The 21,878-nt window shown below is 65.1% G+C and carries 21 protein-coding genes; 14 read left to right on the forward strand and 7 right to left on the reverse strand.

All coding sequences use genetic code 11. The features are described from left to right. Positions 1 to 545: 545 nt before the first annotated feature. Genes hemW through M622_RS32305 form a run of 5 tightly spaced genes read right to left on the reverse strand, consistent with a single transcriptional unit; the run spans position 546 to position 5,028 of the window. Complete coding sequence (gene hemW, locus M622_RS32285; protein WP_021249812.1) at positions 546 to 1,778, reverse strand: radical SAM family heme chaperone HemW; 1,233 nt, start codon at positions 1,776 to 1,778, stop codon at positions 546 to 548. A gap of 14 nt (positions 1,779 to 1,792) precedes the next feature. Next, a complete protein-coding gene (gene rdgB / locus M622_RS32290) occupies positions 1,793 to 2,398 on the reverse strand; it encodes an RdgB/HAM1 family non-canonical purine NTP pyrophosphatase (RefSeq protein WP_021249813.1) in 606 nt (201 codons plus the stop codon). Positions 2,399 to 2,401: 3 nt separating this feature from the next. Then, positions 2,402 to 3,121: a ribonuclease PH gene (gene rph, locus M622_RS32295; RefSeq protein ID WP_021249814.1), complete on the reverse strand. Its 720-nt coding sequence runs from the start codon at positions 3,119 to 3,121 to the stop codon at positions 2,402 to 2,404. A 9-nt stretch (positions 3,122 to 3,130) separates the two neighbouring features. Beyond that, a complete protein-coding gene (locus M622_RS32300; RefSeq protein WP_021249815.1) occupies positions 3,131 to 4,042 on the reverse strand; it encodes a PP2C family protein-serine/threonine phosphatase in 912 nt (303 codons plus the stop codon). An 11-nt stretch (positions 4,043 to 4,053) separates the two neighbouring features. Beyond that, a complete protein-coding gene (locus tag M622_RS32305) occupies positions 4,054 to 5,028 on the reverse strand; it encodes a serine/threonine protein kinase (protein WP_021249816.1) in 975 nt (324 codons plus the stop codon). Between the two features lie 93 nt (positions 5,029 to 5,121). Here M622_RS32305 and M622_RS32310 point away from each other — a divergent pair, with 93 nt between their 5' ends. The 4 genes from M622_RS32310 to M622_RS32325 are packed head-to-tail and all read left to right on the forward strand — an operon-like array spanning position 5,122 to position 9,066. Continuing rightward, on the forward strand, positions 5,122 to 5,988 hold the full coding sequence (locus tag M622_RS32310) for a YicC/YloC family endoribonuclease (RefSeq protein ID WP_021249817.1): 867 nt from the start codon (positions 5,122 to 5,124) through the stop codon (positions 5,986 to 5,988). Positions 5,989 to 6,001: 13 nt separating this feature from the next. Continuing rightward, entirely contained in the window at positions 6,002 to 6,616 is a 615-nt protein-coding gene (gmk, locus tag M622_RS32315) for a guanylate kinase (RefSeq protein WP_021249818.1), read from the forward strand. Between the two features lie 2 nt (positions 6,617 to 6,618). Beyond that, the gene (gene rpoZ, locus M622_RS32320; RefSeq protein ID WP_021249819.1) at positions 6,619 to 6,834 is read left to right on the forward strand and encodes a DNA-directed RNA polymerase subunit omega; all 216 of its coding nucleotides are present in this window, start codon (positions 6,619 to 6,621) and stop codon (positions 6,832 to 6,834) included. A 24-nt stretch (positions 6,835 to 6,858) separates the two neighbouring features. Beyond that, positions 6,859 to 9,066 carry a RelA/SpoT family protein gene (locus tag M622_RS32325; protein WP_031347042.1) on the forward strand — a complete coding sequence of 736 codons (2,208 nt, stop codon included), beginning with the start codon at positions 6,859 to 6,861 and terminating at the stop codon, positions 9,064 to 9,066. A 15-nt stretch (positions 9,067 to 9,081) separates the two neighbouring features. On the opposite strand, the gene M622_RS32330 is transcribed toward M622_RS32325, so the two are convergent. Beyond that, complete coding sequence (locus M622_RS32330) at positions 9,082 to 10,773, reverse strand: GGDEF domain-containing protein (RefSeq protein ID WP_021249821.1); 1,692 nt, start codon at positions 10,771 to 10,773, stop codon at positions 9,082 to 9,084. Between the two features lie 122 nt (positions 10,774 to 10,895). On the opposite strand from M622_RS32330, the gene M622_RS32335 reads away from it, so the two are divergent. After that, positions 10,896 to 11,084 carry a DUF3460 family protein gene (locus M622_RS32335; protein WP_021249822.1) on the forward strand — a complete coding sequence of 63 codons (189 nt, stop codon included), beginning with the start codon at positions 10,896 to 10,898 and terminating at the stop codon, positions 11,082 to 11,084. A gap of 19 nt (positions 11,085 to 11,103) precedes the next feature. Continuing rightward, positions 11,104 to 12,567 carry an exonuclease domain-containing protein gene (locus M622_RS32340; protein ID WP_021249823.1) on the forward strand — a complete coding sequence of 488 codons (1,464 nt, stop codon included), beginning with the start codon at positions 11,104 to 11,106 and terminating at the stop codon, positions 12,565 to 12,567. 10 nt (positions 12,568 to 12,577) lie between these two features. Here the strand turns inward: M622_RS32340 and M622_RS32345 are convergent, their stop codons facing one another. After that, positions 12,578 to 13,270, reverse strand: a complete 693-nt coding sequence (locus tag M622_RS32345) for a Crp/Fnr family transcriptional regulator (protein WP_021249824.1) — start codon at positions 13,268 to 13,270, stop codon at positions 12,578 to 12,580. 243 nt (positions 13,271 to 13,513) lie between these two features. Here M622_RS32345 and M622_RS32350 point away from each other — a divergent pair, with 243 nt between their 5' ends. From M622_RS32350 to M622_RS32390, 8 genes are all read left to right on the forward strand, one after another. Then, positions 13,514 to 15,430 (forward strand): ATP-binding protein, encoded by a 1,917-nt coding sequence (locus tag M622_RS32350; RefSeq protein WP_021249825.1) that lies wholly within the window; start codon positions 13,514 to 13,516, stop codon positions 15,428 to 15,430. Continuing rightward, positions 15,427 to 16,077, forward strand: a complete 651-nt coding sequence (gene narL, locus M622_RS32355) for a two-component system response regulator NarL (protein ID WP_021249826.1) — start codon at positions 15,427 to 15,429, stop codon at positions 16,075 to 16,077. The genes M622_RS32350 and narL overlap by 4 nt, the downstream gene beginning before the upstream one ends. A gap of 93 nt (positions 16,078 to 16,170) precedes the next feature. Beyond that, on the forward strand, positions 16,171 to 16,725 hold the full coding sequence (napF, locus tag M622_RS32365) for a ferredoxin-type protein NapF (protein ID WP_084520747.1): 555 nt from the start codon (positions 16,171 to 16,173) through the stop codon (positions 16,723 to 16,725). Continuing rightward, on the forward strand, positions 16,722 to 16,976 hold the full coding sequence (locus M622_RS32370; protein ID WP_021249829.1) for a chaperone NapD: 255 nt from the start codon (positions 16,722 to 16,724) through the stop codon (positions 16,974 to 16,976). Before napF ends, M622_RS32370 begins: the two co-directional genes overlap by 4 nt. Before the next feature lies 1 nt (position 16,977). Then, positions 16,978 to 19,527 (forward strand): nitrate reductase catalytic subunit NapA, encoded by a 2,550-nt coding sequence (gene napA, locus M622_RS32375; RefSeq protein WP_021249830.1) that lies wholly within the window; start codon positions 16,978 to 16,980, stop codon positions 19,525 to 19,527. Between the two features lie 69 nt (positions 19,528 to 19,596). Next, the gene (napG, locus tag M622_RS32380) at positions 19,597 to 20,475 is read left to right on the forward strand and encodes a ferredoxin-type protein NapG (RefSeq protein ID WP_031347045.1); all 879 of its coding nucleotides are present in this window, start codon (positions 19,597 to 19,599) and stop codon (positions 20,473 to 20,475) included. Continuing rightward, the gene (gene napH / locus M622_RS32385) at positions 20,472 to 21,407 is read left to right on the forward strand and encodes a quinol dehydrogenase ferredoxin subunit NapH (protein WP_021249832.1); all 936 of its coding nucleotides are present in this window, start codon (positions 20,472 to 20,474) and stop codon (positions 21,405 to 21,407) included. Before napG ends, napH begins: the two co-directional genes overlap by 4 nt. Further along, a complete protein-coding gene (locus tag M622_RS32390; protein ID WP_021249833.1) occupies positions 21,404 to 21,856 on the forward strand; it encodes a nitrate reductase cytochrome c-type subunit in 453 nt (150 codons plus the stop codon). The genes napH and M622_RS32390 overlap by 4 nt, the downstream gene beginning before the upstream one ends. Positions 21,857 to 21,878 lie beyond the last annotated feature (22 nt).

Raw genomic sequence — 21,878 nt, forward strand, 5'->3', positions numbered from 1 at the left:
TGTTCGTGCTCCCTGAGAAACGGAAGCCTGAGCATGCCGCCTCACCCGCGGCTATGTAAGGATGGGGTTCGTGGAGCGCTTACGGTTGAGCGTCCTCAGCGGTGCGCAGTTCGGAGGGCGTAATTCGCGCCCTCCGAGGAATTTCCCTTCATCCGACGCTGGTAAGAATCGACTCGGGTAGGGGGCAGGATCTCGCCATTGCGCCATCTGCGCGTATGTGCGCCTGGAGGTGCTAGACAAGGCTGCAGAACGTGGCTGATAGCTCGCGATTCATCTCGTCGGCCCGAACGACCACTCCCGCCAAGGCGCTATCGTTGGGTGCTTAGGGGACGGCTGCTCAGTCCCGTTACCCGCCGACCGAAACCCGGAGAAGTCAACGGCAGGTGTGGGTCGCAAGCCGCCAGCCAACTGCAGAGCCACACGTCACCACATTGGCGATCCCTCCGCCGTGGGCATTCGCCGGAAGCCGACTCGGCATATTCCAGACGCACTCAGCCAGCGCCTCGGCTAGACGCTATCGCAACACCATCCCCGCCCAGCCGCCCTCAATCCCGCAGAAACACCTGCAGCAAATCGTTGAGAAAGCGCCGCCCCCGCGCGCTCGGCCGAATGCGCTCGTTAAAGGGCGCCAGCAGCCCTCGTTCCTGCGCCGTCTGCAGTTGCGTCGAGATCGCCGCCAGCGGCACACCGGTGCGCTCGGCGAACAGCCTGGCCGGTACGCCGGCATTCAGCCGCAGGGCGTTCATCATGAATTCGAAGGGCAAATCCGCGACGTCCACCTCGCGTGCCTCCTGAATGAAGTCGCCGCGCGTCGCGCCTTCCAGATAGCGCGCCGGGTGTTTGTGACGCATCTCGCGGCGGATGCCTTCGTGGCTGGAGAGCTTGCCGTGCGCGCCGGGGCCGATGCCGAGGTAGTCGCCAAAGGTCCAGTAATTGAGGTTGTGGCGGCTCTGCCCATGTGGGCGGGCGAAGGCGGAGGTTTCGTAGTGCTCGAAGCCGGCGCTTGCCAGTCGTGCTTCGATTGCTTCCTGCATGTCGGCCGCGGTGTCGTCGTCGGGCAGCACGGGCGGACTGTGGGCGAAGGGGGTGTTGGGCTCGAGGGTGAGGTGGTAGCAGGACAGGTGTTCGGTGCCGAAGGCGACGGCGGTGTCCACGTCGGCGAGCGCCATTGCCAGCGACTGCCCGGGCAAGGCGTACATCAGGTCGAGATTGACGCGCTCGAAGTGCGTGAGGGCGGCGTCGATGGCGCGGCGTGCCTCGTCGCCGCCGTGGATGCGGCCGATGCGGGCGAGCATGGCGTCGTCAAAGCTCTGGATGCCGAGCGAGATGCGGTTGAGGCCGGTGGCGCGGTAGTCGTGGAAGCGCTCGGCTTCGACCGTGCCGGGGTTGGCTTCGAGGGTGATTTCGGCGAGAGGGTCGAGCGGCAGCAGCATGCGGATGCCGGTAAGCAGCGCATCGAGCGTGCGTGCCGACATCAGGCTAGGGGTACCGCCGCCGATGAACACGCTGTGCACCCGTCGCCCCCACACTTGCGGCAGGGCGTGCTGCAGGTCGGCGAGGACGGCGTCCAGCCAGGCTTGCTCGGGGATGCCTTGGTCGCGCGGCGTGTGCGAGTTGAAGTCGCAGTAGGGGCATTTGCGCACGCACCACGGAAAATGCACGTACAGCGCCAGCGGCGGCGGCGTTTCAAGTTGCGCGCGCTCAGGCAAGGGCTGGGCGCGCACAGCAGGCGCCATGGGCGCAACCGGCACGAGCGGGATGATGCGGCGGGTGCTCACGAACGACGCTCCGCTTACAAGGGCTGCGACTGCAGGCGCGCGAGCAGGTGGCGCATCGCGGCGGCGCGGTGGCTGAGGGTGTTCTTCAGCTTGGCGTCCAGTTCGGCGGCGGTCTGCTCCAGCTCCGGCACCCAGAACAGCGGGTCGTAGCCAAAGCCGCCTTCGCCGCGGGCTGCGAGCAGGATCTCGCCGTGCCATTGGCCATCGGCGATGAGCGGCAGCGGGTCTTCGGCATGGCGCACCAGCACCAGCACCGAGCAGAAGTAGGCGCGACGCTGCTCGGGATCGGGGAAGCCGGCCAGTGCTTCGAGCAGACGGGCGTTGTTGCGCGCGTCGGACTTGGGTTCGCCGCCGAAGCGGGCCGATTGCACCCCCGGCGCACCGCCCAGCGCGTCGACGCACAGGCCGGAGTCGTCGGCGATTGCCGGCAGGCCGGTCGCCGCGGCGGCGTGGCGGGCCTTGGCGAGGGCGTTTTCGACGAAGGTGAGGTGGGGCTCTTCGGCCTCGCTCACGCCCAGCTCGGCCTGGGCGATGATCTCGATGTCCAGCGGCGCGAGCATGGCGTGCAGCTCAGCGGCTTTCTTGGCATTGTTGCTCGCCAGCACCAGTCGGGTCGTCATGGCTCAGTCTCCGTTGACGGCGGCGCGCTGCAGCTCGATGAGGCGGGCAATGCCGGCTTCGGCGAGGTCAATCAGGGCGTTGAGCTCGGTGCGCGAGAAGGCCTTGCCTTCGGCCGTGCCCTGTACTTCGATCATGCCGCCACCTTCGGTCATGACCACGTTCATGTCGGTGTCGCAGCTGGAATCTTCGGCGTAGTCGAGGTCGAGTATGGGCGTGCCGTCGTGGATGCCGACCGAGACCGCGGCGACGAATTCGCGCATCGGGTTGTGCGCCAGCTGGCCGCTGCGCACCAGGCCGCTCAGCGCGTCGTGCAGCGCCACGCAGGCGCCGGTGATGGCCGCGGTGCGCGTGCCGCCGTCGGCCTGCAGCACGTCGCAGTCGATGGTGATCTGGCGTTCGCCCAGGGCGCTGAGGTCGACCACCGCGCGCAGGCTGCGCCCGATCAGGCGCTGAATCTCCTGCGTGCGGCCGCTTTGCTTGCCCTTGGCCGCTTCGCGTGCGCTGCGGGTGTGAGTGGCGCGCGGCAGCATGCCGTATTCGGCGGTGACCCAGCCCTCACCCTTGCCGCGCAGGAACGGGGGCACCTTGTCTTCCACGCTGGCGGTGCACAGCACGCGGGTGGCGCCGAATTCGACCAGCACCGAGCCTTCGGCGTGGCAGGTGAAGCCGCGGCTGAGGCGGATGCTGCGGAGTTCATTGGCGTTGCGTTGGCTGGCTCGCATGGGGGATTCCTATCGTCTGTCGAATTTGTGGATGGCGGCGTTGATCTCACGGATCGCGCGTTCGATTTCGTCTTCGTCGAGGTCGACGGCAGCTGTGCCGCGACTGGAAAGATCCATTTCGGTGGCGAAGTCGTCGAGCGCCATGGTCTGTGTGGAGATGGAGTCGGGCTGTGCGACGCTGGCGTCCGCATGCCAGCACATGGCCACCAGCGACAGGTTGTCGGCGCTGTCGCCGGCGTGGCGTTCGGCCTCGTCCAGCAGCTGCGGGACGGACTGGCCGGGTGGCGCGGTGCTGAGCGCGGTGCACAGGTCGTCGTCGTCGAGCGCGCCCCATACGCCATCGCTGCACAGCGCGATCACGTCTCCGTCCTGCAGCTTGCACGGCGGGGAGTAGTCGATCTGCGGCGAGTGCGTGCCCCCCAGGCAGGAGTAGATGCGGTTGCGCCCGGGGTGGTTGGCGGCGTCGGCTGGGCGGATGACGCCTTGCTCGATCAGCAGTTGCACGCGCGAATGGTCGCGTGACAGCGCCTCGATGTGTTTGTGGCGCAGCAGATACAGGCGTGAGTCGCCCGCATGCGCCCACCATGCGTTGCCGCCCTGCACCACGCAGGCGACGATGGTGGTGCGCGGCGCTTCGTTCAGGCCGCGGCTGAGGGTGTCGTCCAGAATGGCGTGATGGGCGCCGGTGAGGGCACGCGACAGGAACAGCGTCGGGTCCGACAGCGAGGGCTTGGCGTCGCGCTGGAAGGTGTGGGTGATGTACTGCGCGGCGATATGGGCGGCGAGCTCGCCGTGCTGGTGGCCGCCCATGCCGTCGGCGACGAGCATCAGCAGCGCGTCGCGGGAATAGCAGTAGGCGATGCGGTCCTGGTTGGACTGGCGCTTGCCGATGCGGCTCTCCTGGTAGATCGTGAATCGCATGCTACTCTCCTTCAACTGCGGCCGATGAAGGCCTTGAGCCGACTGCCGAGATCGGTGAACCATGGGGGGTGCGGCGTGGCGGCTGTGGTGGTCGTAGCCGTGGCCGTGGCTGGAGTCTGCTGCGCCAGCGCTTTTTGCAGTGCATACACGCTCTGCGGGCGCGCGAGCGGGTCGAGCTGCAGGCACCAGTCCACCAGGCCCAGCAGCTGTGTGCTGTAGCGCTCGGCATGGGTCTCGCTGACCCGCTGCAGGGTGTCGTCCTTCATGCGCTCGTCCGCACGCAGCGGCGTGGAGCCGACGACGCAGGAGTACAGGCTGGCACCGACGCTGTAGATGTCGCTCCACGGTCCGAGCTGGTCGCGGCGCTCATATTGTTCGGGCGAGGCGAAGCCGGGGGTGTACATCGGTTTCAGGATGGGCTGCTCGACCATCAAGGTCTGGCGTGAGGCGCCGAAGTCGAGCAGCACCGGCGTGCCATCGGCGCGCAGGTAGATGTTGGAGGGCTTGATGTCGAGATGGAGCAACTTGTGCGCGTGCACCTCGCGCAGCCCGTTGAGCATGCGCACGAACACCGCACGGATGAAGGACTCCTTCAGCGTGCCGCGGTGTTTCTGGATCATGTCGTGGAGGGTGCGGCCGCGCTCGAACTGCATCACCATGTACACGGTGCCGTTGCTGCGAAAGAAGTTGAGCACGCGCACCACGTTGGGGTGCATGAGCTTGGCCAGCGCGCGCCCTTCCTCGAAGAAGCACTTCATGCCGTAGCGGAAGGCGGGGAGGTGCTCTTCCGATACCTGCGGCTCGGTTTCGCCTTCCTTGCGCAGGGCGAGCGAGTTCGGCAGGTATTCCTTGATCGCCACCTGGGTGCCGAGTTCGTCTTCTGCGAGGTACACGATGGAGAAGCCGCCCAGTGATAACTGACGGACGATGCGGTACTGATCGAGCTGGAAACCTGCGGGCAGCGCGCAGTTGGCTTGAGGAGGCATCTTCGTGGGCGCTAGAATCCAGACTTTCCCAGCCTCAATCCTGAGTGGGACCCGCAGTGTAATCGATCGCGCCGGGTTCCCGGAGACCCCTTGATGATTCAGAGCATGACAGGCTTCGCGGTGCAAACCCGCGACCTGGGTGGCCTTAGCCTGCACCTTGAACTGCGTAGCGTGAATTCACGCTACCTCGACCTTGGCTTTCGCATCGTCGACGACCTGCGCCAGGCTGAACCGGCGATTCGCGAACGCATCAGCGCCAAGCTGGGGCGCGGCAAGGTCGAATGTCGCCTGAATCTGCAGACCGGCCAGGGCGCGCCGCGCAGTCTGGCGCTGAACGCCGCGCTTGCCGACCAGATCGCCCAGGCTCAGGCCGGCGTGCGTGCGCGCTTTCCGGAGGCGGCGCCGCTGTCGGTCAATGAGTTGTTGCGCTGGCCCGGCATGCTCGCCGACGACAGCCTCGGCTTCGACGAAATGCTGCCGCACATCGTCACGCTCGCCGAGGCGGCGCTGGCCGAGCTCATCGCCACACGCCGGCGCGAAGGTGAAAAGCTCGCCGATGCCATTCGCGAGCGCGTTGCGCGCATGCGTGAGCTGGTCGCGGTGGCCGTGCCGCGCATGCCGGCCATCGTCAGCGCCTACCAGGAGCGCCTCAGTGCCAAGCTGCGCGATGTCATGGCCAGCCTGGACGAGGACCGCATCCGCCAGGAGGTCGCGCTCTACGCGCAGCGCATCGATGTGGCCGAGGAGCTGACACGGCTGAGCACCCACCTGGACGAGGTCGAGCGTATCCTTCTGGCCCCCGGCGCCGCCGGCAAGCGGCTGGACTTCCTGATGCAGGAACTCAACCGCGAGGCCAACACCCTGGCATCGAAGTCGCCCGCCGCAGACATCACCGCCATCGCCATGGAGATGAAGGTGTTGATCGAGCAGATGCGTGAACAAGTGCAGAACATCGAATAAGGAAGCGACACGCATGGCCGGAACCCTTTTCATCGTCACCGCGCCCTCGGGTGCCGGCAAGACCACGCTGGTGCGCGGCCTGTTGCAGCGCGACGCGCGCGTGCAGTTGTCGATCTCCTACGCCACGCGCGCCCCGCGCGCCGGCGAGGAAGACGGGCGTGAGTATCATTTTGTCGATGTGCCCACCTTTCGTGCGCTGCGCGAGCGCGGGGAGTTCCTGGAGTGGGCCGAGGTGCACGGGAATTATTACGCCACCTCCAGGGTCTGGCTCAAGGAGCAGATCGCGGCCGGTCGTGACACCTTGCTCGAGATCGACTGGCAGGGTGCGCAGCAGGTGCGCAAGAGCTTCCCCGAGGCGGTGGGCGTGTTCATCATGCCGCCGTCGATGCAGGAGCTGGAATCCCGCCTGCGCGGGCGCGGTACGGACAGTGACGACGTGATCAGCCGGCGCCTGCTCGCTGCGGGCGGGGAAATGCGTCATGTGGCGGAATTTGACTACGTTATAATCAACAACGAAATCAATACGGCGCTGGACGACCTCGTTGCGGTTGTACGTGCCGCGCGGCTGCGTTTTCTCAACCAGCGCCAGCGTCACCCCGAGAATTTCGACTTTCTGGAACAGGACTGAACATGGCCCGCATCACCGTTGAAGAATGCCTGAAAAGGATTCCGAATCGCTTCCAGCTCACGCTGGCAGCCACTTATCGTGCGCGCCAGCTGACGCTCGGCAGCACGCCGCAGATCGAGCTTGACCCCAACGACAACGACAAGCCCACCGTCATTGCGCTGCGTGAGATTGCCGCGGGCAAGGTCGGCCTCGAGATGCTCAATCGCGGCCAGGCCTGAGGCTGGATCATGGGGGGGTGAGACATGGCATCGAGTGACGTAGCCCCCCCTCCGCAACCCTTCAGCACGCCGCCGTCGAGCGTGCTCTCGCTCGACTTTCAGGCGCTCAAGGCCAAGCTGCAGACCTATCTGCGGCCCGAGGACGTGGGCCGCGTCGAAGCCGCCTATCATTTCTCTGCCGACGCCCATGCCGGACAATTCCGCGTCAGTGGCGAGCCCTATGTCAGCCACCCGGTGGCGGTGGCCTCGCTGGTGGCGGACTGGCACCTCGACACCCAGGCCCTGATCGCTGCGCTCCTCCATGATGTGATGGAGGACACGCATATCTGCAAGGGGGAGATCGCCGAGCGCTTCGGCAAGGCGGCGGCCGAGCTCGTCGATGGCTTGTCCAAGCTCGACAAGATCGAGTCGCGCTCGCACGAGGAAGCACAAGCCGAGAACTTCCGCAAGATGCTGCTGGCGATGGCGAGCGACTTGCGCGTCATCCTCATCAAGCTTGCCGACCGCCTGCACAACATGCGTACGCTGGACCACATGCGTCCGGCCAAGCGCCGCCGCATTGCCAACGAGACCCTTGAGATCTACGCGCCGATCGCCAACCGGCTGGGCCTCAACGACCTGTTTCGTGAGCTGCAGGAGCTCTCGTTCACGAACAAATACCCCTTGCGCTACGAGGTGCTGGCGAAGGCCATCCGTGCCGCCCGCGGCAACCGGCGCGAGGTGGTGAGCAAGATCAGCGTGGCGATCGAGGAGCGGCTGCCGCAGTGGGGCATAGAGGCCGAGGTCAGCGGGCGCGAGAAGCATCTCTACGGCATCTACCGCAAGATGGTCGAGAAGCGCCTGTCCTTCTCGCAGGTGCTCGACATCTATGGCTTTCGCGTCATCGTACGCGACGTGCCGACCTGCTACCTGGCCATGGGTGCGCTGCATTCGATGTACAAGCCGGTGGTGGGCAAGTTCAAGGACTACATCGCCATCCCCAAGGCGAACGGCTACCAGAGCTTGCACACGACCCTGATCGGCCCCTTCGGCATGCCGGTCGAGGTGCAGATCCGCACGCGCGAGATGCACCACATCGCCGAGAGCGGAGTGGCCTCGCACTGGCTGTACAAGGAAGACGAGAAGACCCTCACCGAGCTGCAGCAAAGGACGCACTCCTGGCTGCAGTCCTTGCTGGAGTTGCAATCGACTTCGGGCGAGGCCACCGAGTTTCTCGAGCATGTGAAGATCGACCTGTTCCCCGGCGAGGTGTACGTGTTTTCGCCCCGGGGCACGATCTTTTCGATGACCAAGGGCTCGACGCCGGTCGATTTTGCCTATGCGGTGCACAGCGACATCGGCAACCGTTGCGTCGCCTGTCGCATCAATGGCGATCTGATGCCCTTGCGCACCGAGCTGCGCAATGGCGATCAGGTCGAGATCATCACCGCCGCGCACGCCAATCCCAACCCGGCCTGGCTGTCCTATGCCCGCACCGGGCGCGCGCGCTCGCAGATCCGTCATTTCATGAAGAACGCTCAGCAGGACGAGTCCGTCGCGCTCGGCGAACGTCTGCTCAACCAGGCCCTGCGTCCGCACGGCCTCACCCTGGGGCAGATCTCCACCTTTGCCTGGGATCGTTTCCTGCGCGACCGTGGCGGACGCTACAAGAAGGACGTGTTCTCCGATCTCGGCCTTGGCCGGCGCCTGCCCGCCATCGTCGCGCGCCGTCTGGCGCAGGCGCAGGACATGGAGTCGGGGCGACCGGACGTGGTCAAGCCCAAGCCCGCGGGGGCGATTGCCATCCGTGGCTCGGAAGGCATCACGGTGCAGCTGGCGCGTTGCTGCCATCCGATTCCCGGTGATCCGATCATCGGTATGTTGCGCAAGGGGCAGGGGCTGGAAGTCCACACCCACGACTGCCCCAGCGTGGCCAAGCTGCGCGGTGACCGCGGGCGCTGGGTGGATGTCGAGTGGGAAACGGACATGGAGGAACGTCAGTTCGACGTTGGTATCCGCGTGCTGACGCGCAACGCACGCGGCGTGCTGGCGCGGGTGGCGAGTGCCATCGCCGAGGAGGACTGCAACATCCAGAGCGTGCATATGGACAATGAGCAAGGTGCTTACACCGCGCTCAACTTCATTTTGCAGGTGCGCGACCGCATGCAGCTGGCACGCGTGATGCGCGCCGTGCGCCGCGTGCAGGAGGTGGTGCGGATTGGGCGCATAAAGGGTGACGACCGCGCAAGCTGAGCGTGGCGCCAGTGCTCAGCCGCTGAATTCGATGCGGTTGCGCCCGCCGGCCTTGGCGCGGTAAAGCGCCTTGTCGGCATGCAGCAGCGCCTGTTCTTCGGTTTCGCCAGGCTGCACCAGGTGGGCGCCGATGCTCAGCGTAATCCGGCGCCCATCCGACAATTGCAGTGATTGCTCCGCTTGTGCCCGAATGCGCTCGCCAAGGGTGGCGAGCGTGCTTTGGTCGCATGGCCACAGCATGACCAGGAACTCGTCGCCGCCCCAGCGTGCGGCACGGTCGTAGGGGCGGATCTGCGCACGCAGCAGCTTCGCCACTGCCTTCAGCGCCTCGTCACCGATCGCATGGCCGAGTTGGTCATTGATTTCCTTGAAGTGGTCGAGGTCGATCCAGATCATCCCGAATGCCGTGTTCTGGCGCACGCCACGGTTGATTTCTTCGGTGATCAATTCGCTCATGCCGCGCCGGTTGATGAGCCCGGTCAGGTCGTCCACCCGCGCCAGCCGGTTGAGCGCCTCCGTGCGTTCGCTCACGCGCTGTTCGAGTTCGGCCCGGGTTGTGCTCACGGCCTCGGCCATGGCCTCGAAGTGCTTGATCAGGCTACCGATCTCACCCTTTCCGGAAGGCAGCGCCACCGGCGTGGGATCATCGTCACGGATCTTCAGGATCGCGCGCTCGAGCGCGGTGATCGGTTGAAAGACCAGGCGGCCAAGGCTGAGGTGGACGATCGCCAGGGTGAGCAGCAGGGCGGCGGCAAAGGCCAGGGCCGCGATGTTCAGGCGGCTGACCGGCATCAGCTGGTCCAGATCGAGCAAGGTGATCTCGAACCAGCCCAGTTCGGCCAGGTAGGCGATGCCAGCCAGGTGGCGCTTGCCGCCGACGCTGAAAAAATGGCTCAGAACCGTGGTTGGAGGGCTGGCGCTGGTCGCCAGTTGGGTCAGCATGGCTCGCAACCGGCTGCGGTCTTCTTCGTGGTCGAGCAGGCGGTAGACGCCTTGTTTGTCGGCGATCGGGCTGGCCGCGCTGGCGTAGGTGATCAGGTCGCGGTCGCCGGAAAGCTGGATGGCCCCCCTGTGGTCGACAAAGAGGGTGCGGATGCCCGAAGGCGAAACGTCGACGACATCGCGGATGAAGCTGTCGAGTTCAAGCCCCGTGCCAACAACGCCGAGGACGCGCTCGCCGTCGCGGAGCAGCACGTTTACCCACAGTTTGGTGACCCCAAGCATGGCGTCCCGATTGACGTTGAGGTGGAAGTCACGCCCGTCGCGGATGGTGGCGTAGAACCAGGCGTCCGCTGGCCGGTCCGGGGAGAGGTGGTAGCGCAGTGGCTGATCGACGAATTCACGGTTGGCGTTGTTATGGAAATAGGCGCCGGATTCGAGCAGCGCGACGAAGTAGCTTTGATCCTTGAAGTTGGCGCGAAAGCTCTCCATCTCCACCTGTGCCTGGGCGAAGTTGCTTGCATTGTCGGGCTTGCGTGCCCAGCGCCGCAGCACCGACGAGTCCGCCATCTGGCGCGCGAGTGCGACCTCGCGCGCAACCGGCTGCAGCAGACGTGCGCTGTCGTAGCGCACCTGCGTCTCTGCCAGGCGCACGCCCCATTGCTCGATGATGCCCTCGGCAATGCGCTGGAACACCGCCCACGCGGTGGCCGAGGCGGTCAGCACGAGCAGGGCGGCGAGCAGCAGGAAGCGAGTCTTGAGGTTCATGCAGGCGCTGAGAGCAAGGCGGAGAAACCGCGAGCGCTCAGCCTATCACGGTGACCCAGTCCGAGCGCGGCAGTGCAGCGCGTGTGCTGATAGAATCCTCAGCTCATTTAGAGGACCTGACCATGGCGATGTACGAATCCGAGCACACCAAGTTCATGCGTGAATGGATGGAAAAGAACCCGCAGGAACGCGTCGAGCAAAAGCAAGGTCGTGCCCTGTGGTGGGACAAGCCGCAGGTGGTCGAGGAGCGGCAACGCCTGAAAGAAGCCAGCGTGCCGGTCAAGCCTTATTACTACGACGTCAATCACTGAGCCTTGTCGCGCTGAACGCATGAGCCTGCTCAGGGGTTCGCCGGCTGGCCTGTGCGGGGGGCTGCCATCGCGGCTGGCCTTCATCGATGTCGAGAGTACCGGTGCTCACCCGGTGCGTGACCGGATCACCGAGATTGCCATCCTCCGCGTCGAGGATGGCGTGCTCGTCGAGCGCTGGGAAAGTCTGGTGCTGCCTGACATCCCCATTCCGCCACTGATCCAGCGCGTGACCGGAATCAGCAACGACATGGTTGCCGGCGCGCCGCGCTTTGACGCTCTCCTCGAGCGCGTCCAGGGCTTGCTGGCGGGCTGCGTCTTCGTCGCCCACAACGCGCGCTTCGACTTCGGCTTCATCAAGACGGCGTTCGCGCGCCTGGGGCGCGACTTCGACGCCAGCGTGTTGTGCACCGTCAAGCTGTCGCGTGCACTCTTTCCCGAACATCATCGGCACGGACTCGATGCCCTCATCGAGCGCCATGGCTTGCAGTGCAGCGCACGCCACCGGGCGATGGGCGACACCGAGGCCTTGTGGCAATTCGTGCAGATGGCGCAGGCGCGCTTCGAGCCTGCGGTGCTGGTGCGCGCTGTCGAGCGCGCGATGAAGGCGCCCAGCGCGCGCGCGCCTGGCTTGGCCGAGGGGCTGCTGGAGGCGGTGCCTGATGTGCCGGGCGTGTATTCCTTCCACGCCGAGCCTGCGCTGCCACCCCCCGGACGCACGGATCGCGCACTCTATATCGGTCGGGCGACCAGCTTGCGCGCACGCGTCAAGGAGCATTTCGCGGCCGGCGCGCGCAAGGGCAAGGATGCCGAGCTGCGCGCGCAGGTGCAGCGCGTGGAGTGGGTCGAGACTGCGGGCGAGCTCGCCGCCTCGCTGCTCGAGGCCGAGCGTGTGAAGGCGCTGCGCCCGCCCTTCAACCGCGTGCCCGAGAACAGCGCCGATGCCTTTGCGCTGCGCTGGGTCGGCAATCGCCGCCGCCCGCCCATCCTCGAGCGTGTGCCGATCAGCGGCAGCGATCCACGGCACTGGAGTGAGCTGTATGGGGTGTTCCGCACTCAGCGCGAGGTTGAAAACCTGCTGCGTGAGCTCGCACTTCTGTACCGTCTGTGTCCACGCCGGCTGGGCCTGGAGGGCGGGACCCTGGGCGGGTGTTCGGCTTTCGACGCCAGGCGCTGCGCCGGGGTTTGCGCGCGGCGTGAGAGCGCTGCCGAACACGATGCCCGCCTGCTGGGCGGATTGGCCTCGACCCGTATCAAGCCCTGGCCCTGGGCGGGGGCGGTGGTGGTGGGGGAGCGCCATGCCGAGAGCGGGCGCGAGGCGTTTCACGTGTTCGATCACTGGTGCTACCTCGGCACGGTCGAGCAGCGTGAGGCCCTGGCCGGGATCGGCCGTGAGCGCCGCTTCGACCCCGATATGTGGCGGCTGTTCAGTCGCTGGCTGGCGGTGCCGGGCAGGGCCGAAGGGCTTGAGCCGCTTGTGCCTTGAGGCGGCGGTTCTAGTGCGCGGCGGCGCGTCGCAGCTGCGGCAGGTTGTCGAGCATGAGGCTGCGACGGCCTTGCGGCGTGACCAGCCCGTCGCGCACGAAGCGCGATAGCACGCGTGAAAAGGTCTCGGGTGTCAGGTTGAGCTGGGCGGCGATGGTCTGCTTGTCGTTGGCGAGGTGAATCTCCGCGTGCTCCACGCCCTCGGGGGCAAGCTGGCTGAGGTATTGCGCAACGCGCTGGGTGCTGCTGAGCTGGATGCAGAGCTGCATGTGCAACATCATCTCGTAGCTGGCAGCCGCCAGCCGCGTGGTCATGGCCTCGGCAAAGCTGGGTACGCTGGCCATGGCTTCGCGGATCAGGGCAATCGGCACGTGCAGCAGGCGGGTGTTGCGTGAGGCTTGCGCCATTGCCATCGCCGGACGGCCGAGCAGGGCGGCTTCTTCACCGAAGATCTCGCCCGGCCCGGCGATGCGAATCAATTTCTCGTTGCCCGAGGGCGCCAGCAACAGGCATTTCACTTCGCCATCGAGTACCACGTGCACACAGTTCGAGATTTCATCGGCCTGGATCAGAATTTCGCCACGATCGGCGCGTACCAACCGGGAGGCGGCGACCAGCCGATGCAGACAGGGGTTGTCGAGCAGGTCGAAGGGGGTGATCTGTTTGAGGCTGGGGATGCTGGGCGTGGTTTTTTCTCGTTTCATTTCGTACTCCTGTCCACATCGATCGAATGTCGGGACTAGGACGGAGTCTAGACAGGATGGGGGTGGGATCAAACTACCCTGTGTCCTCGCGCGCGCGCGGAAGTACCTCTTAAGGGGTATTGGTGGTATATCGTAAGTCCTTGTAAACAATTGATTCTACTTGTCGTCCTGGCGCGTTCGGGCGTGCAGTAGGTATATGGGGGTAGGCCTTCGGCCACAGTCGCTACCCGATGGAGAAGCCGTATGAAGCTTGCAATGCCACTTGTGCTCGTCAGGCATTCGATCCTGTTGCTGGTCGCGCTGGCCATGCTCGCCCTGGCCTTGATCAGCCTGGCGGGCATGAGTGCGTCGGTGATGGTGGCCGAGGGGGTGCAGGGCAGTGCGAGCGCGATCAACCACGCTGGCAGCCTGCGCCGCCTGACTTACCGTGTGGCTGGCCTGGTTGCGGCCGATGCCTTGAGTGGCCCGCTGTCCAGGCAGCGGGTGGAGGCGGCGATCGAGGATTTCGAGCACGCGCTGGTGCACCCCGAGCTGCAGCGTATCGTGCAGCGCGAGCCGAGCGGATTGTTCTCCGCCACCTATCGGGGGGTCGAGTCGTCGTGGCGCCTGGACCTGAAGCCGGCGCTCGAGGCGGTGATGCGGGCCGAGCTGGAAACACCACCCGAGCAGGTGGAGGATCTGCTCGGGCGCGTCGACCGCTTCGTCGATCAGCTCGATACCCTGATGTTCGTGCTGGAGAGAAACACCGAGGGCCGCATCGAGGACCTGCGTGAAGTACTGGCCGCCGCCATCATCGCCACGCTGATCGTCATCGTCGCTGCGCTGCTGGTGTTGCGACGTTCGCTGCTCAAGCCTCTGGGCGGGCTGCTGGCGGCGACGCGGGCGATCACACGGGGTGATTATTCGGCACGGGTCAAGCATGTCGGCCATGACGAGCTCGGTCGCGTGGGCGCAACCTTCAATCTGATGGCGAGCGAGATCTTTCGCAGTTATCAGACCCTGGAGCAGCGTGTAGAAGACAAAACGGCCGAGTTGCAGCGCAGCAACCGTTCGCTGGAGTTGCTCTATCACGCCATCGCCCGCCTCTACCAGACGCCGACCGAACCCGCGGTGTACGAGGCAACCCTGCGCGACATCGATCTGGTGGCCGGCCTCAACGGCAGCTTCGCCTGTATCGAACCGCAACAAGGAGGGGTGGCCACCGTTATCGCCTCCACCATCGGTCCGTGTCCCGATCGCGTGATCGCCGGGGACGCGGCCTGCACCTTCTGTCGCGAGCTTCCCGCGGGCGGCGCGCAGGCCTTGGCCGATGGCCGTCTGCTGCGCTTTCCACTGCGCGACCGCGAGCACCATTACGGCATGCTGCGACTGGCCTTGCCGGCTGGCGCGGTGCTGGAAAACTGGCAGCGCCAGCTCGTCGAGGCGCTGTCGCGTCATATCGGCATGGCGCTTGGTGCCGCACGCCGCAGCGAACAGGAGCGACTGCTGGTGTTGCAGGAAGAGCGCTCGGTCATCGCGCGCGAGCTGCACGATTCGCTCGCCCAGTCACTGTCCTACATGAAGATCCAGATGAGCCTGCTGCAACGGGCCTTGAGCGAGCCTGCACGCATGGAAGAGGCGAACGCGATCCTGGTCGATCTGCGCAGCGGTGTGAGCGACGCCTACCGTCAGCTGCGCGAGCTGCTGGTGTCCTTCCGTCTCGAGCTCACGAGTGACCTGGGCACCTTGCTGCGCACCGCGGTGAGCGAATACCGCGAGCGTGGCGGCGTCGACATCGAGCTCGAGCTCGAGTTGGGTGACTGCAACCTGAGCCCCAATCAGGAGGTTCATGTGCTGCAGATCGTGCGTGAGTCGCTGTCGAACATGCTCCGTCACGCCAGGGCGCGCCGTGCCCGGGTGGCACTGCGTGGCGATCAGAGGGGTGAGGTCAGGATCACGGTCGAGGACGATGGCGTCGGCGTCGACCTCGAACGCATCGAGGGCCGCGACCATCATGGGCTGTCGATCATGCGCGAACGCACGCGCAGTCTTGGTGGCGAAATTGAAGTGCTGCGCCGCGCCGGGGGTGGCACGCGGGTGAGTGTGAGCTTCATGGCCGCGCGTGGGGTGCAGGCGCTCGCCGCACCCATTTTCTTCGAGAGGGAGGAAAGCAGGACATGAGTGAGACCCACGCCGAGTCGGTGTTGATCGTCGATGACCACCCCTTGTTTCGCAAGGGGCTGGCCCAGCTGCTGAAGACGGTGAATGGTTTTCGCCTGGTCGGAGAGGCCGCGGGTGGCGTCGAGGGCATGGAGATGGCACGGGAGCTGCAGCCCGATCTGGTCTTGCTTGACCTGAACATGCGTGACCTGGGCGGGCTGGATGTGCTGCGCCAACTGTGTTCGCTGCCGTGCGAGCCGCGGGTGGTGATGATCACCGTGTCCGATCAGGGCGAGGATGTGGTCGCGGCGCTGCGTGGTGGCGCTGATGGCTATCTGCTCAAGGACATGGAGCCGGAGGAGATGGTGGCTGCCCTCATCAAGGTGGCGGCCGGCCAGGTCGTCATCCCGCCCCAGCTCAGCCACTTGCTGGCGGCGGCGCTGCGTGACGAGCTGCGACCGCAGTCCTACGTCAGCGCCGGCCTGACCGAGCAGGAAGTGCGCATCCTGGAAAAGATCTCCGCGGGCCTGTCGAACAAGATGATCGGGCGCGAGTTTGGCATCGCCGAAGGGACAGTCAAGGTTCATGTGAAGCACATATTGCGCAAGCTCAAGCTGCGCTCGCGGGTGGAGGCGGCGGTGTGGGCGGTGGAGCACCCACGCGCCTGAAGGACAAGGCGCGCAATACGCCTTTGAATCGCGCACCCAGCTGGATCCTGTTCTTGATCGAAGTCAATGTCCCGTTTGATGACGTGGGATTCAATGAGCGCAGTGAAAGTGAGCTCAAACGTGCCTCAGCCATCGGTTTTGCCCCTTCGTCGTAGCTTTCTGCGTGGCAGGCCACGCGTGGGGGCGCCCGCGTTACGCCCGCCCTGGGCGCGCGACGAGGCTGCGTTCATTGCGGCCTGCACGCGCTGCGATGCCTGCATCGAGGTGTGTCCTGCCACCATCCTGGTGCGTGCCGATGGCGGCTTTCCCAGTGTTGATTTCTCCCGTGGTGAATGCACCTTCTGCGCTCAATGCGTGGCGCGCTGCGAGCCGCACGCCCTGGCGCGCGAGGCTGAGTTGGCGCCGCCGTGGGCGCTGCGAGCGTCGATCGGTGAGGCCTGCCTGGCCGAGGCAGGCGTGGAGTGCCGCATCTGCGGTGAGAACTGCCCCGCAGGTGCGATCCGCTTTCGCCCGCGCTTGGGCAAGGTGGCGCAGCCGCAACTCGATGCTGCCGCCTGTACCGGTTGCGGCGCCTGTTTCGCGCCCTGCCCGACACGGGCGATTGTGGTGAAGGCGCAAATCGACATCCAGTTGGAGAACGAGCAATGAAGATTGCAAGCCTGGTGCTGCGGGCCCTGCCCGCGGACTTCCCGGAAATCAAGCAAGCGCTGGCGCGTATCCCTGGAGTCGAGATTCACGGCTCCACGGACGAGAGCGGCCGCATCGTGGTCACGGTGGAAGATGGCGACGGATGGTCGGTTACCGACTCCATCCTTGCGGTCAACCTCGCGCCCAAGGTGCAGGCGGTGACGCTCGCCTATGAATATACCGATGACGGTCTCGAATTGACGGAGGCATGAAATGAGCTTGAATCGACGCGAATTCATCAAGAACAATGCGATCGCCGCTGCCGCTGCAACGGCCGGCATCAGCATTCCGGTGGTCACGCAGGCGCAGGGTAACGACGCCGGCGCCGCTACCAAGGTGCGTTGGGACAAGGCGGCCTGTCGCTTCTGCGGCACCGGCTGTTCGGTCCTGGTCGGGGTGCAGAACGGACGCATCGTGGCGACCCAGGGCGATCCCGATTCGCCTGTCAATCGTGGTTTGAACTGCATCAAGGGCTACTTCCTGTCCAAGATCCAGTACGGCTCAGACCGCCTGACCCAGCCCCTGCTGCGCATGAAGAACGGCAAGTACGACAAGAATGGCGAGTTCACGCCCATCTCGTGGAACCAGGCCTTCGATGTCATGGAGCAGAAGTGGAAGGCGGCGATCAAGGACCATGGCGTCGATTCGATCGCCATGTTCGGCTCTGGCCAGTGGACGATCTGGGAAGGCTACGCCGCGGCCAAGCTGATGAAGGCGGGTTTTCGCACCAACAACCTCGACCCCAACGCGCGTCACTGCATGGCATCGGCCGTGGCAGGCTTCATGCGCACATTCGGCATCGACGAGCCGATGGGTTGCTACGACGACATTGAGAACACCGACACGGTCGTGCTGTGGGGTTCGAACATGGCCGAGATGCACCCCATCCTGTGGAGTCGCATCACCGATCGCCGCCTGTCCAAGGAAGGCTGTCAGGTGCACGTGTTGTCGACCTTCGAGCACCGCTCCTACGAGCTCGCCGACAACCCGATGATCTTCGTGCCACAGACCGATCTGGCCATCCTCAACTACATCTGCAATTACATCATCCAGAACGGCAAGGTCAATAAGGCCTTCGTCGAACGCAACGTCAAGTTCAAGATTGGTGAAGGGGACATCGGCTTCGGCCTGCGCCCCAACCACCCGCTCGAAACCGCAGCCACCAATAACGGTTATCCGGGTGCCGACGGCAAGCCCAAGGGCAATGCCGCCGCGGCCCGTGACTGCAGCTTCGACGATTTCGCCGCGTTCGTGTCGGAGTACACCGTCGACAAGGTGTCCAAGCTGTCGGGCGTGCCCGCGGATCGACTGCTGAAGCTCGCCGAGCAATACGCCGACCCGGAGCGCAAGGTCACCTCGTTCTGGACCATGGGCTTCAACCAGCACACCCGTGGTACCTGGGTGAACAACATGATCTACAACGTCCACCTGCTGGTGGGCAAGATCTCCGAGCCCGGCAACAGCCCGTTCTCACTGACGGGTCAGCCCTCGGCCTGCGGCACCGCGCGCGAGGTGGGCACTTTCGCCCACCGCCTGCCGGCCGACATGGTCGTCACCAATCCCGAGCACCGTCAGTTCGCGGAGAAGATCTGGAAGCTGCCCGATGGCACGATCTCGCCCAAGATCGGCTACCACGCCGTGGCGCAGAGCCGCGCGCTCAAGGACGGCAAGATCAAGTGCTACTGGACCTCGACCACCAACAACATGCAGGCGGGTCCGAACATCAACGACGAGATCTATCCGGGCTGGCGCAACCCGGAAGCCTTCGTCGTGGTGTCGGATGTCTATCCGACCGTGTCCGCGCTGTCGGCCGACCTGATCCTGCCGTGCGCGATGTGGATGGAGAAGGAGGGCGCCTTCGGCAACGCCGAGCGCCGCACCCAGTTCTGGCGCCAGCAGGTGGCAGCGCCGGGCGAGTCCAAGTCCGATCTGTGGCAGTACATTGAATTCGCCAAGCGCTTCAAAGTTGATGAAGTCTGGCCGGCCGAGCTCATCGCCAAGAAGCCGGAATACGCGGGTAAGACTTTGTACGACGTGCTCTTTGCCAATGGCCAGGTGGACAAGTTCCCCTTGGCGGACGTCGAGAAGGCCAACGCACACGCCTGGGCCGGTTACATGAACGACGAGTCCAAGGAGCTCGGCTACTACCTGCAGAAGGGGTTGTTCGAGGAGTACGCCGCCTTTGGTCGCGGCCATGCCCACGACCTCGCCGACTTCGATGTCTATCACAAGGCGCGCGGTCTGCGCTGGCCGGTGGTCGACAACAAGGAAACCCTGTGGCGATTCCGTGAGGGCTATGACCCTTACGTCAAGGCCGGCGAAGGGGTGAAGTTCTACGGTTACAAGGACAACAAGGCGATCATCTTTGCGCTGCCCTACCAGGATCCGCCCGAGATGCCGGACGCCGAGTTCGACATGTGGTTGTGCACCGGTCGCGTGCTGGAGCATTGGCACACTGGCTCGATGACACGGCGCGTGCCCGAACTCCACCGCTCGGTCCCGGAGGCGCAGATCTTCATGCACCCGGATGATGCGCAAAAGCGCGGACTGCAGCGCGGCATGGCGGTCAAGGTCCAGTCCCGGCGCGGTGAGATCGTCGCTCGCCTCGAGACCCGTGGGCGCAACAAGCCGCCCGTTGGGCTGATCTTCGTGCCCTTCTTCGACGAGGGCCGCCTGGTGAACAAGCTCACGCTCGATGCCACCTGCCCGATCTCGAAAGAGACCGACTACAAGAAGTGTGCGGTCAAGGTGATGAAGGCCTAACCAACAGGAGACGTGAGCCCTGCGCCCTTCGACCGGGGGGACGGCCTCGGGCGCAGGCCCACGATGACCATGAACGACAAAGTGCAATCCAGCCGCCGCACCGCAAGCAGCGCTCCGCCGCCTCGCCGCCGCTTCCTCAAGGATGCGGCGAGCGTGGCCGGTGGCGCAGGCTTGCTTGCGCTCGGTGCCGGAATGTATGCCAAGCAGGCGTCGGCCTTGCCGGCCACCGCCATCCGTCCACCCGGTGCCTTGGCCGAAAGCGAATTTCTTGCGGCCTGCATACGCTGTGGTCTGTGCGTGCGTGATTGTCCCTACGACACCCTCAAGCTCGCTGAGCTGGGCGACAGCGTGGCTACGGGCACGCCGTATTTCGAGGCGCGCGACATCCCCTGTGAGATGTGCGAGGACATCCCCTGTGTCGTCGCCTGTCCGAGCGGTGCGCTCGTTCGTGAGCTCACCGACATCGGTGAGGCCAGGATGGGGCTTGCGGTTCTCATCGATCAGGAGAACTGTCTCAACTTCCTCGGTCTGCGCTGCGACGTGTGCTATCGCGTCTGTCCGGTGATCGACAAGGCGATCACGCTCGAGCGCATGCACAACCCGCGCTCGGACCGTCACGCCATGCTGTTGCCCACCGTGCATTCCGATCACTGCACGGGCTGCGGCAAGTGCGAAAAAGCCTGCGTGCTGCCGGGTGAGTCGGCGATCAAGGTGCTTCCGATCAAGCTCGCGCAGGGCTCGAAGGCCGAGCATTACCTGCGTGGCTGGGAAGAAAAGGATGCGGCGGGACAGTCCTTGATCGGTGATCAGGTGGAACTGCCGGTGCGTGGCATGGAGGACAAGGCCTATGGCGACACCCGCCTCAGGCCTGGCGACGACGCGCCGGCCTCTGATCCCGTACCCGCGCGGCCGGCCGCCGGCGGTCTCGACTCGGGGTGGAAGCCATGAGCACGCAGACCACGACAGGCGGGTCCGTGCCACGCAAGGTGCCGCCCAGCAGCGTCCGCGGCGCCGCGATGCGGGGCGTGGTGGCGCGCCCCGGGCTTGAGGCGGTCGAGGTCAAGGGCTGGGTGCGCGCACACAAGTGGCTGCTGCTGCGGCGTGCCTCGCAGCTGGGAATCCTCGCGCTTTTCCTGCTGGGGCCGTGGCTGGGTTGGTGGATCGTGAAGGGCAACCTCTCGTCCAGCCTCACCCTGGGCATCTTGCCCCTGACCGATCCCTTTCTCATCGCCCAGCAGCTGGCGGCGGGTCAGTGGCCCTATAAGGAAGCCTTGCTCGGCGGCGGGATCGTGCTCGCCTTCTACGCCTTGTTTGGCGGGCGGTTGTTCTGTTCATGGGTGTGCCCGGTCAACATCGTCACCGACGCCGCGGCCTGGTTGCGGCGCCGTCTCGGGCTCAAGGGCGGCAAGGCGCCGGCTGCGGCCACGCGCTACTGGCTGCTTGGTTTCGTGCTGGTGATCGCGACCGCGACCGGTTCGCTGGCGTGGGAGTGGGTGAACCCGGTGTCGATGTTCCATCGTGGCCTGATCTTCGGGTTTGGCCTGGCATGGGGAATCGTCGGTGGCATCTTCTTCTACGACTTCCTGATCGCGCCCCGTGGCTGGTGCGGTCACCTGTGTCCACAAGGCGCGTTCTATGCCTTGCTCGGGCGCGCCTCGGTGGTGAAGGTGTCGGCCGACAAGCGCAGCGCGTGTAACGACTGCATGGACTGCTTCGCCGTGTGCCCCGAACCTCAGGTCATCCGTCCTGCGCTCAAGGCAGTGGGGCAGGATCACCCTCTTATTCTGGATGCCGACTGCACCGCCTGCGGACGCTGTGTGGATGTGTGCGGCAAGGATGTTTTCCGTATTACGACCCGATTCAACAGGAGCGAGTCATGAAAAAACAAACGCGTAATCTGGTGCTCGCAATGGTCGCCGCACTGGGCCTCGGGCTAGCGCTGCCACCCGCTTCGATGGCGCAGGCGGTGCAGAGCATTCGTGGCGCCGACGTCGCCGAAAATGACTTGCAGGTGGGCAACTTCAGGCTCATGCCCGACCAGGCGCCGATCGAGCGTGACTTCGTGCAGCAGCCGCCGCTGATCCCGCACAAGATCGAGGGCTACGAAGTGACGATCAACTTCAACAAGTGCATGGACTGTCATGCCTGGAGTCGCTACCGGGAAAATGGAGCGACCAAGGTGAGCTTGACGCACTTCAAGGACCGCGACGGCGGAGAGTTGTCCAATATCTCCCCGCGGCGCTATTTCTGCATGCAGTGCCATGTGCCGCAGACTGACGCCAAGCCGCTGGTCGCGAACAGTTTTCGACGTGCTGAAGGCATGCGCTGAAGCGTAAAACAACGGGGAAAGT

The organism is Thauera terpenica 58Eu (assembly GCF_000443165.1).
GTDB classification, from domain to species: domain Bacteria; phylum Pseudomonadota; class Gammaproteobacteria; order Burkholderiales; family Rhodocyclaceae; genus Thauera; species Thauera terpenica.

Bases quoted from the DNA above. Each gene is read 5' to 3' on its own strand.
- rdgB (WP_021249813.1), bottom strand. From the start codon at position 2,398: ATGACGACCCGACTGGTGCTGGCGAGCAACAATGCCAAGAAAGCCGCT.
- rph (WP_021249814.1), bottom strand. From the start codon at position 3,121: ATGCGAGCCAGCCAACGCAACGCCAATGAACTCCGCAGCATCCGCCTC.
- M622_RS32300 (WP_021249815.1), bottom strand. From the start codon at position 4,042: ATGCGATTCACGATCTACCAGGAGAGCCGCATCGGCAAGCGCCAGTCC.
- M622_RS32305 (WP_021249816.1), bottom strand. From the start codon at position 5,028: ATGCCTCCTCAAGCCAACTGCGCGCTGCCCGCAGGTTTCCAGCTCGAT.
- M622_RS32310 (WP_021249817.1), top strand. From the start codon at position 5,122: ATGATTCAGAGCATGACAGGCTTCGCGGTGCAAACCCGCGACCTGGGT.
- gmk (WP_021249818.1), top strand. From the start codon at position 6,002: ATGGCCGGAACCCTTTTCATCGTCACCGCGCCCTCGGGTGCCGGCAAG.
- rpoZ (WP_021249819.1), top strand. From the start codon at position 6,619: ATGGCCCGCATCACCGTTGAAGAATGCCTGAAAAGGATTCCGAATCGC.
- M622_RS32325 (WP_031347042.1), top strand. From the start codon at position 6,859: ATGGCATCGAGTGACGTAGCCCCCCCTCCGCAACCCTTCAGCACGCCG.
- M622_RS32330 (WP_021249821.1), bottom strand. From the start codon at position 10,773: ATGAACCTCAAGACTCGCTTCCTGCTGCTCGCCGCCCTGCTCGTGCTG.
- M622_RS32335 (WP_021249822.1), top strand. From the start codon at position 10,896: ATGGCGATGTACGAATCCGAGCACACCAAGTTCATGCGTGAATGGATG.
- M622_RS32340 (WP_021249823.1), top strand. From the start codon at position 11,104: ATGAGCCTGCTCAGGGGTTCGCCGGCTGGCCTGTGCGGGGGGCTGCCA.
- M622_RS32345 (WP_021249824.1), bottom strand. From the start codon at position 13,270: ATGAAACGAGAAAAAACCACGCCCAGCATCCCCAGCCTCAAACAGATC.
- M622_RS32350 (WP_021249825.1), top strand. From the start codon at position 13,514: ATGAAGCTTGCAATGCCACTTGTGCTCGTCAGGCATTCGATCCTGTTG.
- narL (WP_021249826.1), top strand. From the start codon at position 15,427: ATGAGTGAGACCCACGCCGAGTCGGTGTTGATCGTCGATGACCACCCC.
- napF (WP_084520747.1), top strand. From the start codon at position 16,171: ATGAGCGCAGTGAAAGTGAGCTCAAACGTGCCTCAGCCATCGGTTTTG.
- M622_RS32370 (WP_021249829.1), top strand. From the start codon at position 16,722: ATGAAGATTGCAAGCCTGGTGCTGCGGGCCCTGCCCGCGGACTTCCCG.
- napA (WP_021249830.1), top strand. From the start codon at position 16,978: ATGAGCTTGAATCGACGCGAATTCATCAAGAACAATGCGATCGCCGCT.
- napG (WP_031347045.1), top strand. From the start codon at position 19,597: ATGAACGACAAAGTGCAATCCAGCCGCCGCACCGCAAGCAGCGCTCCG.
- napH (WP_021249832.1), top strand. From the start codon at position 20,472: ATGAGCACGCAGACCACGACAGGCGGGTCCGTGCCACGCAAGGTGCCG.
- M622_RS32390 (WP_021249833.1), top strand. From the start codon at position 21,404: ATGAAAAAACAAACGCGTAATCTGGTGCTCGCAATGGTCGCCGCACTG.